We start from the raw sequence: 14,559 nt of genomic DNA, 5'->3' as shown, positions 1-14,559 counted from the left end.
CATTCCTAAGCCTATAGCCTAGCGTCTTGACCGGGTTTTATTGCTTTACGCATTACATGGCGCCTCTGCACCTTAAAACTTCCTTGACCGTTCTGAGTAATATTTTTAAATCAAATAGTAGAGACCAGTTCTGAATGTATCGAATATCGAGCCTCACCGAGTCATTCCATTCTGTTTTGCTGCGTCCTTCTACCTGCCAGAGTCCGGTGATTCCCGGCTTCATCTCCAGTATTCGCCTGAGATGCCACGCTTGGTATTTCTCAGCTTCGTAAGGAAGGGGCGGCCTTGGTCCAACCAGGCTCATGTCTCCCTTTAACACATTAAAAAACTGCGGCAGCTCATCGATACTGGTTTTTCGAATGAATTTTCCAACCCTGGTTATCCGGGGATCGGATTTGATTTTATAGAGTGGTTTTTCCGCGTCCCCTTGATTGGTTTTTGCGTGATTACCGTTGATAAAGTCTTGGACGTATTCACGGTGTATTTGATTATCCATATTCACATGCATGGATCGGAATTTGTAGAATGTGAAAGGGGTGCCTTGCTTGCCCAGGCGGGTTTGACTGAAAATGACAGGCCCCGGCGAAGTTGCTTTGATAGCCAATGCTGTAATTAACATGACAGGCATAAAAGCAAGTATGCCGATAATCGAGCCTACGATATCAACACCTCTTTTTAATAAAAATTTAAACGATGAAGCATCCGGTGCATCTCCTGAATCCCACAGTTCGAAAGGGAAAGCATCGGGTCGAACGCATCCGTTTTTTGCCAGGCTTTCAAATATATGATCGGGATAACTTGAGGTAGTAATAGAAAATTGTGACGTTTCATTAACTAATTTTGCGCAAATTTCTTTCGCTCCTGTCTCGTCTGTATCGGGGAGAAGCACGCATAGGGATTTATGGTTAACGAAGCCGCTAATGTCGGTGTCTCGTGTTTTTTCCCGAACAACACCTAAAATCTCATTCATATTAATAGATTCAGCATCGGTCTCTTTATCAAGGGTTAGTAATATGATTGATAACGTGGATTTAGACCGCTGTGCCCGGAGCGTCTCAAGACGCAACTGCTTGAGAAAACAGAAATCATAAAAAAATTCACCGGAAGTAACCCGATATTGGCTTGAATTATTGGGTGGTACGGGGGCTGTTCCAGGGTCTGCTAATAAATATTCATTTATTTTCATTTTCATTCCCAATATCTTTACTATAGTGTAGTTACTTGGTTTGCTTTATTATTAAAAATGTCTTATAAATCAATATATAACGAAATAATAAAGTAACTTATCATGAGTGACAGGCAAGCGTAAAAATCAACACATTACGGTCAATGAAAATTAACTTCTTTAAGCGATCTTTGTTGAAAATCGACATAAGCCATTGATTCTTTGTTGACGGACTAACAAATAGCACGTTTAACTTAAGATTTATCATTTTATAACTCATTGAAATATAGTGTTATTTATGTTGATTGAGGGTTGCATAATGAACGAACATGAGCATAGCGGTGCCTATTTAAGTAATTATTAACAATCAAATGGCTATAAAAACAAACATCACCGTCATAGGATAAATTCGGTTTTAACTTATTGATTTAAAGTTGTTTTATGTCGCCAAGTCGTTGTGCTATATGTCAATCAATGAATGGCGAATATTGAGCTCTAATCCATTAACCAGAAAAATCGTTGGCATGGAGCTTAGGTTAGAAGAAACAAATCGTTTGCACAATTAGTGGAAATACTTATTGGGTGGAAGTATTAATCGCCCGAAGGCATGTTATTCGGGCCGCGGACACGCGTCGGCACGACAATCATATCTAATGTATTGCTGCCAGATTAAGTCGAATTAAGTTCAGGCCCATAATAAAACAGCGCGTGTTGATGGCGGCAGAGTGGCAATCATGAGAGGCGTGTTGATTTGCGGCGGCGGCAGTTTTACGCGAGGCGTGTTGTTGTGTAAGGCGCCGTCGCACCGAACCCCAAAGTTGTACGAATAGAGGTCATCTGTCACAATAACGCCCACTTAGTGACTAACAAAAGGACAGCTCCATGGCTGAGATAACTGAAGTACCTAGCCCTTTTTGCGGTATCGGCACGGATGACCTGACCATTCAGGTTGACGGTGTATCGCTTAAGGTGGTTGAAAACGGCTGTGCGGTTAATACGCCCGCTTTTGAACAGGCGATTACCGATACCCGTCCAAGAGTCGATGGTAAGGATGTCAGTCTGGATGTGGCCGTGGCAAAGGCGGCGGCGCTGTTAAAAAATACTAATCAACCGGTTATCGGCGGTTGTGCAACGGATGTCAACGGCATGCGGGCGTTGCTGGCATTGGCCGATCGTAGCGGCGCTGTGGTCGATAATATGAATTTTACCGGCGCACGGAACAACTTCCTGGCCTTGCAGGATTCCGGCTGGATGAATACGACGCTGGCGGAAGTAAAAAACCGCTGTGATTTGTTACTGGTAGTCGGCATCGATCTGGAAGGTTTTTCGCCGCGCTTTTTTGAGCGTTATCTCTGGAATAAAGAATCCATGTTTATGGATGATACAGCCAAGCGTGAGGTTATCTATTTAGGTAAAGCGCCTTCCGGTACGGCCTCGACTTCGCCTGACGGCCAAACAGCGCTGGTTTTTGAATGCGCAAACGAAGACTTGCCGGATGTTGTCGCGGTATTAAGGGCGCTGGTTAAAGGCAATCCGATTCGGGTCGATTCAGTCGGCGGTATTGCGGTTGCCGATTTACAGGGTATTGCCGATAAATTAAAAGCGGCAAGCTATAGCGTAGTGACCTGGGCGGCCGGTGCGTTGGCTTATAGCCAAGCCGAATTGACGGTGCAGACCATTTCTGAAATGGTTAAGGATATTAATGACCGGAATACCCGTAGCTCCGGTTTGCCGTTAGGCGGTAAAGAAGGTGATCAGACGGCTAACCAGGTTTGCGGATGGACTACCGGTTATCCGGCGCGCACCCGTTTTTCCAGCGGCTTTCCAGAATACGATCCCTTTTTGAATGATGCCAATTTTTTGCTGGGCAATGGCGAGGCCGATGCTTTGGTTTGGGTTCAGGCATTTAATGCTAAAGCCGTACCCCCGGAAACCGCTTTGCCGACTATTGTGGTGGGCCGTTCCGGGATGACCTTTGCAAAAGAACCGGACGTGTTCATTCCTGTCGGTACACCGGGTATTGATCATGTCGGTCATGCTTATCGTATGGATAACGTGGTTGCGATACGATTGAAGAAATTACGCGAATCCGGCCTGCCCAGTACGTCTGACGTGCTTAATGCCATTGAACAAGCTTTGTAGGAATATAGTATGTTGATTAAATTAACAGGCGGGGCTGTTTATGATCCTGCCAGCGGGATTGATGGTGCGAAACAGGATATTTACATTCAGGACGGACGCATCGTCGACAAGCCGGTCGGCGATTTTAAGGTCGATAAGGAATACGATTTAAAAGGCAAGGTGGTGATGTCCGGCGCGATCGATATGCACACGCATATCGGCGGCGGCAAAGGCAATATCGCCAGAACCTTGTTGCCGGAAGATCACCGCGCCGATCCCGTTGCGCGCACCGATATTACCCGTTCCGGCTGCGGCCATGCGATGCCCAGCACTTTTGTGACCGGTTATCGTTACGCGGAAATGGGTTATACCGCCGGTTTTGAGCCAGCCGTATTGCCGGTCAACGCACGCCAGGCGCACATGGAAATGGCCGATATTCCGATTCTGGATAAAGGCGGGTATGTGTTGTTGGGCAGTGACGATTATTTGCTGCGCATGCTGACGGCTAAAAAAGACCAGAAAGCGATTAATGATTATGTTGCTTTTACCATGCAGGCCGCTAAAGCGATTGGCGTTAAAGTCGTTAATCCCGGCGGTATCAGTGCGTTCAAATTTAACCAGCGCAAACTGGAGCTGGATGAGCAAAACAGCCATTACGGCGTGACGCCGAGAGAGATTTTAAAGTCACTGGCGACCGCTGTTAAGGAATTGGGCATTACCCATCCTCTGCATGTTCATGGCTGCAACCTGGGTGTGCCCGGCAACATGAATACCACGCTGGATACCATTCAGGGCATAGGCGGCTTGCCGATGCATTTAACGCATATTCAGTTTCATAGTTACGGCACGGAAGGTGATTTCAAGTTTTCATCGGGTGCGGCGGCAATTGCCGAAGCCGTCAATAAAAACAAAAACATCACGATCGATGTCGGGCAGATTCTGTTTGGACAAACCGTAACCGCATCCGGCGACAATATGCGTCAGCATGCCAATCACAAACATGCCAGCCCGAATAAATGGGTGACCATGGATATTGAATGCGATGCCGGTTGTGGCGTTGTGCCGTTCAAATACAAAGACAAGAATTTTGTCAATGCGCTGCAATGGGCGATCGGTCTGGAAACTTTCTTGCTGGTTGATGATCCTTGGCGTATTTTCCTGACTACGGATCATCCCAACGGTGCGCCGTTTACCAGTTATCCGCATTTGATACGCTTGCTGATGGATAGAAGTTTCCGTAACGATGTGTTGTCCACGATACATCCCGAAGCGCAAAAAATGACGACTCTGGCATCGATTGAGCGCGAATACAGTTTGCAGGAAATTGCGATTATGACCCGTGCCGGTGCGGCCAGGTTGATCGGCCTGCAAGATCGCGGCGGCTTGAGTGCCGGTAACTGGGCGGATATTACCGTTTATACCGACAACGCCGACCGGCAGCTTATGTTTGAAAAGCCGGATTATGTGTTTAAAGACGGTGAATTAGTGGTTGTTGACGGCAAGGTCATTCATACCAAATGGGGTACGACTCATGTCGTTAAACCAGAGTTTGACGCATCGCTGGAAAAAGATTTGCAAAAATATTTTGACCGCTTCCTGACCATGAAGCTCGGTAACTTTAAAATCAGTGACGATGAAATAACAGAGGATGGGCGCGGCAGTCTGACGGTGCATCCGCTTAAAGGAGATGTGGCATGATCATTTGCAGCTTTATGGGTAATAAATAATGACTACATTAGCCTTTGATACCTACGCGTACATTCGTAAGCTGAAAGAGTCGGGTATACCCGAGGAACAAGCGAGGGCTCAAGTGGAAGCGCTAAGTTTGGCGCTTGAGCAGTTTCAATCTGAATTGCATTTGTCCGAATCTGCGACTAAACAGGATATTAGAGAGTCTGAATTAACGTTGGAGTTAAAGATTGCTGAAACTAAAGCTGAATTGGTTCGCTGGATTGTGGGAGCTGGATTTTTACAAACGGCCTTGATCGCCGCATTATTAATTAAACTGAGCGCTGGAATATGATTATTAACGGTGTAGCAATAGACGCAACCTTTGCCGAGGCCTTTCCGATGAAAGCTACTCGCGCCATCATCACCGCACAAAACGAAAAATGGGCGATGATTTCAGCCCAAGCCATGACCGGATTTGCCACTTCGGTGATTGCCTGTGGGTGTGAGGCTGGGATTGAGCGGGTTCTTGATCCTTCTGAAACCCCGGACGGACGTCCCGGCGTGTCCATCATGATTTTTGCGATGGGCGGCAAAGGCTTGGCCAAGCAGCTTGAAACGAGGGCGGGGCAGTGCGTATTAACATCGCCGACCTCGGCCCTGTTTGCGGGTATTGATGGCGGTACTCGGATAGCATTGGGTAAAAACCTGCGTTATTTTGGCGACGGTTTTCAGGTATCCAAGCTTATTGACGGCAAGCGTTATTGGCGTATTCCAGTGATGGATGGCGAGTTTTTAACCGAGGCGACTACAGGGCAAGTCGATGCTATTGGCGGCGGCAATTTTTTAGTGTTGGCCGAATCGCAACCGCAAGCCTTGGCCGCCTGCGAGGCGGCGATTGAAGAAATGCGTAAAATCCCCAATGTGATTATGCCTTTCCCTGGCGGCGTGGTGCGTTCGGGTTCCAAGGTCGGTTCAAAATATGCGGCTTTGGGCGCATCAACCAATGATGCTTTCTGCCCGACGCTAAAAGGCATGACCAAAACCGATCTTTCGCTGGAGATTGAATCGGTCATGGAAATCGTAATTGACGGTTTAACCAAAGAAGACATTGATAAAGCCATGCGTGTCGGTATTCAGGCTGTCTGTGATTTAGGTGCTTCGAATGGTATCAAACGCATTAGTGCGGGTAATTACGGTGGCAAGCTGGGACCGTTCCACTTTCACTTACAGGAGATTATGGCATGAGCGCTTTAACCTTTACGCTGAAACAAAGACTTGATCAACGCGTGGATATGTCGCCGCTGGTTTGTCAGAAACTGGCTGATTTGGAGCTCGCTGAAATTGCCGCGATTACCTTGCAGAATGGCAAGCGTAAAATCCGGGTAGATGAAATATTCAGCATTGCCGGTACTGATGCGCAAAATATCGTGATAAAAAACAGCTTTGGCAAACTCGATTTTATCGGTAAGGAGCTGGAGGGCGGGCGTATAACAGTCGAAGGCGATGCGGGGGCTTATCTTGGTTTAGGCATGAAATCAGGAGCGATTGAAGTGTCTGGCGATGTCGGTCTTTATGCGGCCTGCGAAATGAAAAAAGGTGAGCTGGTCATTAACGGGAATGCCGGGGATTTTTTGGGTGCGGCTTTGCCGGGCAACAAAATGGGTATGAAAGGCGGAACTATTCTGGTGAAAGGTAATGTGGGCGAGCGTGCCGGTGACCATATGCGCCGCGGCAATATCCTGATTGAGGGTAATGCCGGTGATTATTGCGGCTCCAGGATGACAGCGGGTACCATTGCGGTAATGGGGCAGACCGGCAGGTATCTGGGTTTTGCGATGCGCCGGGGTACGTTATTGTTATGGAATCAACCGCAGGCATCGGCAAGATTTAATGATTGCGGTGCGCATACTTTGGCGTTTTTACCGATATTGTTTGCATCATTTAAAAAGCTTGATTCCAAATTTGCCGATAACTCGGCGGCCTTTAACCGGGTGCAGCGTTATGCCGGCGATATGTCGGAAATGGGGCGCGGTGAGGTTTTGGTTAAAATAAGCTGATCAATATATTAGGTTAGGGATGAATGAAAGCCTCAGTATAAAAGCTGGGGCTTTTTTATGGGTTCGCTAATATACCTTCAGTCTGTTTTTTCAAGGTTGTATTCAAATAGAGTTATGGTAACAAGATTAACAACAACTAATCATAGTAGGGATATTGCCGGGTTGAAGTATGTCTATCCGGTGCTTTCCAGGCGAGCAGGCGGCTTGTCTATCGGCATCAATTTTAATATTAATAACGCCTGTAACTGGCGTTGCATTTATTGTCAGGTGCCTGATTTAAAAATCGGCGCCGCGCCGGATTTGGATTTTCAGCTATTGGAAGACGAGCTGAGATTTTTTCTTGATGACGTGTTGAATGGCGATTTCTATCAGCGCTTTGAGGTTGATGAAGACAAGCGAATCATTAAGGATATTGCTATTTCCGGCAATGGAGAGCCGACCAGCTTAAAAGACTTCGATAAGGCTGTCGCTTTGATTGGGCGGGTAGCGACGGAAGCAGGGGTTTTGCCCCAGAGTAATTTTGTGTTGATTACCAACGGTAGTCTAGTGCATCGACCTAGCGTTCAGAATGGCCTGAAAAAATTAAAGGAATATGGCGGAGAAGTCTGGTTTAAGTTGGATAGCGCTACGGAAGAGGGTAGGGCTTTAATGAATAATGCAGGACAAAGTTGCCAGGCGAGCGTGGATAACCTGTTGCTTTGTGCAAAGCTGTGTCCGACAAAATTGCAAACATGTTTATTGGACTACGATAAACAAGGCTTGTCCCCGAAGGAAAAGGGCGCATTTCTTGATTTGTTGAGGCGTATTAAAACAAAGGGTTGTCTGTTGAAGAGGGTGATGTTGTATACGATTGCGAGACCGTCTCTTCAGCCGGAGTCCGATCGGCTGGAGAGCTCGCCTGTAGAGACGCTGAATGCATTTGCTGATGAAATCAGGCTCTTGGGTTTTGATGTGCTGGTAAGCTGTTAATTTAAGCGCTTATGTCCAGCAAAGAGCCAATCGTTTTTTTATCGGCTTCAAGTAATTTAACTGCGGCAGAGGTTTCAAATTCAGCTTCTTTTAGACTGAGTACTGGCTTGATGATGTCGCCGGATTTGAACTCTGAGCTGCCGACTTCATTGTTTTGTATGGGCAGCTTAGCTATCACTTGAGCAGCATCCGCTGATTTCTGTTGAGCGGTATTGATTAGATTGACTGCGCTGGTAGTTGGTGTAATGCTCATTTCGTACCCCTTATACATTGAATTGGCGTCAAACTAATACTACATCGATATGGGTAATATGCAAAGATTGGATTGTGGTTTTAGAATAGAAATGTGAATAACAAAGCATTTTTTCAAACGACGAACGACTATATGTGTGTGGTTTTTTTGAATTTATAGCTTGTTATGCTCGTATAATTATGGATATAATTACGAGTTCATTTAAAGTGCGAATGTGGCGGAATTGGTAGACGCGCTGGATTTAGGTTCCAGTAGGTTATCCTGTGAGAGTTCGAGTCTCTCCATTCGCACCACCCAATTCATAATAAGAGTTAGCGATTCATCGTTAACTCTTCAGTTCTTTTGAGCCGTTTACCGGTATTCTATAAAAATTCTTATTTAAATTTTAGTTGAGGTAAAGAAATGCAAGTTTCTGTCGAAAAGACATCAGAATTAAGCAGAAAAATGACTGTTAGCGTGCCTGAAGAGATCGTTCAGGAAAAAATGGCGGCACGTTTAAAGTCGTTAGCGCGCGAAGTTAAAGTTGATGGCTTTCGTCCGGGTAAAGTGCCCCAGCATGTCATTAAGAAAATGTATGGAGATCGGGTTCGCGGTGAAATAGCGGGGGATCTGGTTGAATCTACTTATTTTGAAGCATTGAAAGAACAAGATTTAAGGCCCGCCGGCTATCCGCATATTCATTCGTCAGATGAAGCCGAAGGTTTCAAATATACCGCTGAGTTTGAAGTCTATCCTGAAATATCGCTGGAAGGCGTTGAGCAAATTGAAGTATCGCGCCCTGTTGCTACCGTTCAAGATGTTGATGTTGACGGTATGATTGAAAAGCTAAGGGCGCAAAAGAAAAGTTGGACTATTGTTGAGCGCGCGTCTCAGGAACATGACCGTGCGACGATTAGTTTTTCGGGAGCTTCCGAAGACGAAAACTTTACCGACGGAAAAGTAGAAAACTATCAGGTTGAAATCGGCGCGAAACAAATGATTCCAGGTTTTGAAGAAAATCTGATCGGCCTTAAGGCAGGCGCTAGTAAAACCTTTGAAGTGTCTTTTCCTGAAGAATATGGCAATGAAAAACTAGCCGGTAAAGTGGCTAAGTTTGAGGTTGAGGTCGTCAGTATAGAGGAGTCTGTGCTGCCGGAAATCGATGACGCTTTTATCAAGGCGTACGGTATTGACGGTTCGGTGGATGCGTTCCGTGAAGACATTAAAGGTAATCTGGAAAGCGAGCTCGAACAGGCCTTGCGTGGCAAGCTGAAAAACGCAGTGATGAATGCGCTATATGAAAAAATTCAGATTGCCGTTCCCAATACATTGGTCGATCAGGAAGTCGAAAGTATGATGAAACCGTACATAGAGACTGCCAAAAGACAGAAAATGAAGCTGGAAGATTTGAAGCTGCCCAGAGATGCATTTGAAGACCAGGCGAAGCGCCGTGTGGCGTTGGGTTTAATCTTGAGTGAAATTATTCATAAAAACGATATTAAAGTGGACGATAATAAAGTACGCTCTACTATTGAAGACATGGCGAAAAGCTACGAACGCCCTGGCGATGTTGTTGAGTGGTATTATTCCGACGAAAGCCGATTGAACGATGTTCGGCAGATGGTTTTGGAAAACCAAACTATCGACTGGCTAGTTGCGCGAGCAAAAGTGTCTGATGAAGCTATAAATTTTACTGATGCGATGAGCAAACAAGGGTAAGGAGTTCAGATGTATAACCAGTACGCAAGAAATCAAATGATGGCGCCTGAAGCAGCAGGTGGTTTGGTACCTATCGTAATTGAGCAAACTGCTCGAGGTGAGCGTTCTTTCGATATTTATTCAAGATTATTAAAAGAGCGGGTAATTTTTTTGGTAGGGCAGGTTGAAGATTATTCCGCTAATCTGATTGTTGCCCAGTTGCTTTTTCTGGAATCGGAAAATCCTGATAAAGATATTCATTTATATATCAATTCACCCGGAGGTTCAGTAACCGCAGGTATGTCAATTTATGACACCATGCAGTTTATTAAGCCTGATGTCAGTACCATGTGTATTGGTCAGGCTGCGAGCATGGGGGCATTGCTGCTGGCTGGCGGAGCAAAAGGCAAACGTTATTGTTTGCCTCACTCAAGAATGATGATTCATCAGCCGTTAGGCGGTTATCAGGGGCAGGCTTCTGATATTGATATTCATGCCAGAGAAATTCTGTTGATCAGGGAAAAGCTGAATAAAATTCTTTCAGATCATACAGGCCAGCCGATGGAAAAGGTTCAGCAAGACACTGACAGAGATAATTTCTTAAGTGCAAATGATGCTGTTAGCTATGGTCTTATTGATCAGGTGCTGTTGAGTCGAGCAACTGTTGCTGATAAATAACGGTTGGTATTTTTTTGTATTTCGATATATTCTTTGCCCAATCGAAAGTAAAAACATCATCTCTGGATGTTTGCGGGAGTCCAATTTATGAGTAATGACAAAAACAGCAAAGATGACGATAAACTGCTTTATTGTTCTTTTTGCGGTAAAAGTCAGCATGAGGTCAGAAAGCTTATTGCAGGACCATCAGTTTATGTCTGTGATGAATGCGTAGATCTTTGTAATGATATTATAAAAGACGAATTACAGGATGATTCTTCTTCTTTTGGTGGCGGTGAGTTGCCCAAGCCGAAAGAGATAAAAGAAGAGCTTGATAGTTATGTTATCGGGCAGGAAAATGCGAAAAAGATTTTGGCTGTGGCTGTTTATAATCACTATAAGCGTCTGCGCAGTAAGTCTAAAAAAGATACGGTTGAGTTAGCCAAAAGCAATATTTTGCTGATCGGTCCTACCGGTTCAGGAAAAACCTTGCTGGCTGAGACTTTGGCCCGATTGCTGGATGTGCCTTTCACCATCGCTGATGCAACTACGCTGACAGAGGCTGGTTATGTGGGGGAGGATGTAGAAAACATCATTCAGAAAATTCTACAAAAATGTGATTATGATGTAGAGAAGGCTGAAAGCGGTATCGTTTATATCGATGAAATCGACAAGATTTCCAGAAAATCCGATAACCCGTCAATTACCCGTGATGTTTCGGGCGAAGGTGTTCAGCAGGCTTTATTGAAGCTGATTGAAGGGACTATCGCTTCGGTTCCTCCTCAAGGTGGACGCAAGCACCCTCAACAGGAGTTTTTGCAAGTTAACACGGCTAATATCTTGTTCATAGTCGGAGGTGCTTTTGCCGGTTTGGATCGGGTTATTAAAGACCGCTCGGAAAAAGGCGGGATCGGTTTCTCTGCCGAAATAAAAACCAAAGACGAATCTAAGAATATTGGACAACTCTTTGCCGAAGTCGAGGCTGAAGATCTGATTAAATACGGATTGATTCCTGAGTTTGTCGGTCGTCTTCCGGTTATTGCGACATTAGAAGAGCTGGATGAAAAAGCGCTGGTGCAGATATTGACCGAGCCTAAAAATGCGTTGATTAAACAATATAAGCATTTGTTCGAGATGGAGGGCGCTGAACTGGAATTTCGAGATGATTCCTTAACCGCAATTGCTCGTAAAGCGATGGAAAGAAAAACAGGCGCGAGAGGATTAAGGACAATTGTTGAAAATGTTTTGCTGAACACCATGTATGAGTTGCCGTCTGCGGATAATATTTGCAAAGTGGTTGTTGACGGTAGTGTTATTTTAGGTGAGTCAGAGCCTATTCTGGTTTATGAAACAGAAAAGAAAAAGGCCTCTGCTGAATCTTAAAATTTATTCCTGGATCATAAAAAGGGAGCTTTTATTTTTTAAAGCTCCCTTTTTTTATGCTCCGGACAATCAAAGATACAATTTTGAGTCTGATTCCTTGCTATTTTAATTAACGTCCCCATAATCTTATTTTCCAAGAAAATTGTTATAAGGTTCCATTTATGGAAACGCACAAAATGACAGAGATACAACAAATAAATGTACTGATTCCGGTTTTGCCGCTCAGAGATGTAGTGGTTTATCCGCATATGGTAATTCCCTTGTTTGTCGGCAGGGAGCGATCGATTGATGCTTTAGATGCAGCGATGAAGGACAATAAACAGATTTTATTGGTCGCGCAAAAAGAAGCGGAAGTTGATGAGCCGGATATTGCTGACCTTTATGAGGTGGGTACTCTGGCTAATATTCTACAGATGCTGAAATTGCCTGATGGAACGGTCAAGGTTTTGGTTGAAGGGATTCAGCGCAGCAAAGTGTTACGCTATGAAGAAACGGGAAGCTATTTTTCTGCCGTGGTGACAGAAATTCACGATGTTTTAAAGTTGACCGAGCAAGAGCAGGATGTATTGCAGCGAACGGTCATTAATTCATTTGATCAATACGTTAAACTGAATAACAAGATTCCGCCGGAAGTTTTGAACTCGCTGTCGGGTATTGACGACCCAAGTCGGCTTGCCGATACGATGGCGGCTCATATGACTTTAAAGGTTCATGAAAAGCAGGCTATTCTTGAAACGGCAGATATTGAAAAGCGTCTTGAAAATTTAATGACGTTAATGGAAGGGGAGGTTGACCTTCTGGAGATGGAAAAAAGAATCCGTGTGCGGGTCAAGCAGCAAATGGAGAAAAATCAAAGGGAATACTATCTGAATGAACAAATGAAGGCGATTCAAAAAGAATTGGGGGATATGGATGATGTGCCCAATGAAATTGAAGAGCTGGCTAAGAAAATTGAAAGCGCCGGCATGTCAAAAGAGGCCAAAACCAAGGCGGATGCAGAGCTTAACAAGCTTAAGCAGATGTCGCCTATGTCAGCGGAAGCAACCGTGGTGCGCAATTATATTGACTGGATGGTCAATGTGCCTTGGAAGAAGAAAACCAAAGTACGGCATGATTTAAAGCTTGCAGAGCAGGTATTGGAGGCAGAGCATTATGGTTTGGATAAGGTTAAGGAGCGTATTCTTGAGTATCTTGCCGTTCAGCAACGGGTGAAGCAGCTCAAGGGGCCGATTTTGTGCTTGGTAGGGCCTCCGGGCGTAGGTAAAACCTCGCTGGGCGAGTCCATTGCCAGAGCAACCAACCGCAGCTATGTGCGCATGGCTTTGGGGGGCGTGCGTGATGAGGCGGAAATTCGCGGGCATCGTCGAACTTATATTGGCTCTATGCCGGGCAAGATTTTGCAGAATCTGGCTAAAGTGAAAACGCGCAATCCAATGTTTTTGCTCGATGAAATCGACAAAATGGCGGCCGATTTTAGAGGGGACCCTGCGTCGGCTTTATTGGAAGTGCTGGATCCCGAGCAGAATCACACTTTTTCAGATCATTATCTGGAGGTGGATTTCGATTTATCTGATGTGATGTTTGTTGCGACGGCCAATACGATGAATATTCCTCCGGCATTGCTGGATAGAATGGAAGTTATACGCATCGCCGGCTATACGGAAGACGAAAAAATCAATATCGCAATTCGGTATTTGATTCCAAAACAAGTGAAAAATAACGGTCTTAAAGAACGGGAAATTCAGATCACGGAAGACGCTGTCAGGGATATGATTCGTTATTATTCTCGGGAAGCGGGTGTCCGGAGTCTTGAACGGGAGATTTCGAAAATTTGTCGTAAAGTCGTTAAAGATTTGTTGTTGAAGCCGAGAAAAACCAAAATTGTAGTCAATTCTGAAAATTTGGATAAATATTTGGGGGTTAAACGTTTTCATTACGGCCTTGCTGAAGAGAAAGATCAGGTCGGACAGGTTACCGGTTTGGCCTGGACAGAAGTGGGTGGGGAATTATTAACTATTGAGACGGCGGTAATTCCGGGAAAAGGCAAGCATTCGGCAACGGGTAAGCTTGGCGATGTGATGAAAGAGTCCATTGAAGCGGCGATGACTGTGGTCAGGAGTCGATCACAAGTCCTGGGTATTGATAATGAGCTGTTCCAGAAGAATGATATACATATACACGTGCCCGAAGGTGCGACGCCAAAAGATGGCCCGAGTGCCGGTGTCGGGATGTGTACAGCCATTATCTCCGCCTTGACCAAGATACCTGTTCGAGCTTGTGTAGCTATGACCGGTGAAATTACCTTACGAGGTGAAGTGCTGCCTATCGGGGGCTTGAAAGAAAAGCTTCTGGCGGCTCATCGCGGTGGAATAACAACGGTTTTGATTCCTGCCGAGAATGAAAAAGATCTGGCGGAGATACCGGAAAATATCAAGAAAAACCTGGAGATAAAGCCAGTTCATTGGATAGATGAAGTGTTGGAAGTCGCTTTGCAATATATGCCGGTTCCCGTTGAAAAAATGGGCGTCGAAGAACAAGGAAAAAATGAAGCTGAGGCGGTTAAAGTAATAAAACAAGGTCTAACCGCTCATTAATCAGTTTGCGGT

At 45.1% G+C, this 14,559-nt stretch carries 12 protein-coding genes and 1 tRNA gene; 11 read left to right on the top strand and 2 right to left on the bottom strand.

The features are described from left to right. Nucleotides 1-52 precede the first annotated feature (52 nt). Nucleotides 53-1,186: an exopolysaccharide biosynthesis polyprenyl glycosylphosphotransferase gene (locus METTU_RS17205; RefSeq protein ID WP_006893109.1), complete on the bottom strand. Its 1,134-nt coding sequence runs from the start codon at nucleotides 1,184-1,186 to the stop codon at nucleotides 53-55. 861 nt (nucleotides 1,187-2,047) lie between these two features. Between METTU_RS17205 and METTU_RS17200 the strand changes: the two genes are divergently transcribed. The 6 genes from METTU_RS17200 to METTU_RS17175 all read left to right on the top strand — a co-directional run bounded on the left by METTU_RS17200 (nucleotide 2,048) and on the right by METTU_RS17175 (nucleotide 7,983). Continuing rightward, nucleotides 2,048-3,307, top strand: a complete 1,260-nt coding sequence (locus METTU_RS17200; protein ID WP_006893107.1) for a formylmethanofuran dehydrogenase subunit B — start codon at nucleotides 2,048-2,050, stop codon at nucleotides 3,305-3,307. A gap of 9 nt (nucleotides 3,308-3,316) precedes the next feature. After that, on the top strand, nucleotides 3,317-4,984 hold the full coding sequence (locus METTU_RS17195) for a formylmethanofuran dehydrogenase subunit A (RefSeq protein ID WP_006893106.1): 1,668 nt from the start codon (nucleotides 3,317-3,319) through the stop codon (nucleotides 4,982-4,984). A 28-nt stretch (nucleotides 4,985-5,012) separates the two neighbouring features. After that, nucleotides 5,013-5,309 carry a CCDC90 family protein gene (locus METTU_RS17190; protein WP_006893105.1) on the top strand — a complete coding sequence of 99 codons (297 nt, stop codon included), beginning with the start codon at nucleotides 5,013-5,015 and terminating at the stop codon, nucleotides 5,307-5,309. Continuing rightward, the gene (fhcD, locus tag METTU_RS17185) at nucleotides 5,306-6,202 is read left to right on the top strand and encodes a formylmethanofuran--tetrahydromethanopterin N-formyltransferase (protein WP_006893104.1); all 897 of its coding nucleotides are present in this window, start codon (nucleotides 5,306-5,308) and stop codon (nucleotides 6,200-6,202) included. The genes METTU_RS17190 and fhcD overlap by 4 nt, the downstream gene beginning before the upstream one ends. Next, complete coding sequence (locus METTU_RS17180; RefSeq protein WP_006893103.1) at nucleotides 6,199-7,014, top strand: formylmethanofuran dehydrogenase subunit C; 816 nt, start codon at nucleotides 6,199-6,201, stop codon at nucleotides 7,012-7,014. Before fhcD ends, METTU_RS17180 begins: the two co-directional genes overlap by 4 nt. Nucleotides 7,015-7,128: 114 nt before the next feature. Continuing rightward, a complete protein-coding gene (locus METTU_RS17175) occupies nucleotides 7,129-7,983 on the top strand; it encodes a radical SAM protein (RefSeq protein WP_006893102.1) in 855 nt (284 codons plus the stop codon). A 1-nt stretch (nucleotide 7,984) separates the two neighbouring features. Here the strand turns inward: METTU_RS17175 and METTU_RS17170 are convergent, their stop codons facing one another. Then, nucleotides 7,985-8,236, bottom strand: coding sequence for a hypothetical protein (locus tag METTU_RS17170; protein WP_006893101.1), 252 nt, complete (start codon nucleotides 8,234-8,236; stop codon nucleotides 7,985-7,987). A gap of 208 nt (nucleotides 8,237-8,444) precedes the next feature. Here METTU_RS17170 and METTU_RS17165 point away from each other — a divergent pair. From METTU_RS17165 to lon, 5 genes are all read left to right on the top strand, one after another. Beyond that, nucleotides 8,445-8,529 (top strand) — tRNA-Leu (locus METTU_RS17165). A gap of 109 nt (nucleotides 8,530-8,638) precedes the next feature. Then, nucleotides 8,639-9,934: a trigger factor gene (gene tig / locus METTU_RS17160; RefSeq protein ID WP_006893100.1), complete on the top strand. Its 1,296-nt coding sequence runs from the start codon at nucleotides 8,639-8,641 to the stop codon at nucleotides 9,932-9,934. A 9-nt stretch (nucleotides 9,935-9,943) separates the two neighbouring features. Further along, nucleotides 9,944-10,591 (top strand): ATP-dependent Clp endopeptidase proteolytic subunit ClpP, encoded by a 648-nt coding sequence (gene clpP, locus METTU_RS17155; protein WP_006893099.1) that lies wholly within the window; start codon nucleotides 9,944-9,946, stop codon nucleotides 10,589-10,591. 87 nt (nucleotides 10,592-10,678) lie between these two features. Next, nucleotides 10,679-11,953, top strand: a complete 1,275-nt coding sequence (clpX, locus tag METTU_RS17150; protein WP_006893098.1) for an ATP-dependent Clp protease ATP-binding subunit ClpX — start codon at nucleotides 10,679-10,681, stop codon at nucleotides 11,951-11,953. A 161-nt stretch (nucleotides 11,954-12,114) separates the two neighbouring features. Further along, a complete protein-coding gene (lon, locus tag METTU_RS17145; protein WP_006893097.1) occupies nucleotides 12,115-14,547 on the top strand; it encodes an endopeptidase La in 2,433 nt (810 codons plus the stop codon). Nucleotides 14,548-14,559 lie beyond the last annotated feature (12 nt).

The organism is Methylobacter tundripaludum SV96 (genome assembly GCF_000190755.2).
Classification (GTDB): domain Bacteria; phylum Pseudomonadota; class Gammaproteobacteria; order Methylococcales; family Methylomonadaceae; genus Methylobacter_A; species Methylobacter_A tundripaludum.
The sequence above is the reverse complement of the archived record's forward strand: the minus strand, read 5'-3'. Positions and strand labels throughout refer to the sequence as shown.

What these genes read in the sequence shown, in the direction of transcription:
- METTU_RS17200 (WP_006893107.1), top strand. Translation starts at nt 2,048, where the DNA reads ATGGCTGAGATAACTGAAGTACCTAGCCCTTTTTGCGGTATCGGCACG.
- METTU_RS17195 (WP_006893106.1), top strand. Translation starts at nt 3,317, where the DNA reads ATGTTGATTAAATTAACAGGCGGGGCTGTTTATGATCCTGCCAGCGGG.
- METTU_RS17175 (WP_006893102.1), top strand. Translation starts at nt 7,129, where the DNA reads ATGGTAACAAGATTAACAACAACTAATCATAGTAGGGATATTGCCGGG.
- tig (WP_006893100.1), top strand. Translation starts at nt 8,639, where the DNA reads ATGCAAGTTTCTGTCGAAAAGACATCAGAATTAAGCAGAAAAATGACT.
- METTU_RS17180 (WP_006893103.1), top strand. Translation starts at nt 6,199, where the DNA reads ATGAGCGCTTTAACCTTTACGCTGAAACAAAGACTTGATCAACGCGTG.
- clpP (WP_006893099.1), top strand. Translation starts at nt 9,944, where the DNA reads ATGTATAACCAGTACGCAAGAAATCAAATGATGGCGCCTGAAGCAGCA.
- lon (WP_006893097.1), top strand. Translation starts at nt 12,115, where the DNA reads ATGGAAACGCACAAAATGACAGAGATACAACAAATAAATGTACTGATT.
- METTU_RS17205 (WP_006893109.1), bottom strand. Translation starts at nt 1,186, where the DNA reads ATGAAAATAAATGAATATTTATTAGCAGACCCTGGAACAGCCCCCGTA.
- clpX (WP_006893098.1), top strand. Translation starts at nt 10,679, where the DNA reads ATGAGTAATGACAAAAACAGCAAAGATGACGATAAACTGCTTTATTGT.
- METTU_RS17170 (WP_006893101.1), bottom strand. Translation starts at nt 8,236, where the DNA reads ATGAGCATTACACCAACTACCAGCGCAGTCAATCTAATCAATACCGCT.
- fhcD (WP_006893104.1), top strand. Translation starts at nt 5,306, where the DNA reads ATGATTATTAACGGTGTAGCAATAGACGCAACCTTTGCCGAGGCCTTT.
- METTU_RS17190 (WP_006893105.1), top strand. Translation starts at nt 5,013, where the DNA reads ATGACTACATTAGCCTTTGATACCTACGCGTACATTCGTAAGCTGAAA.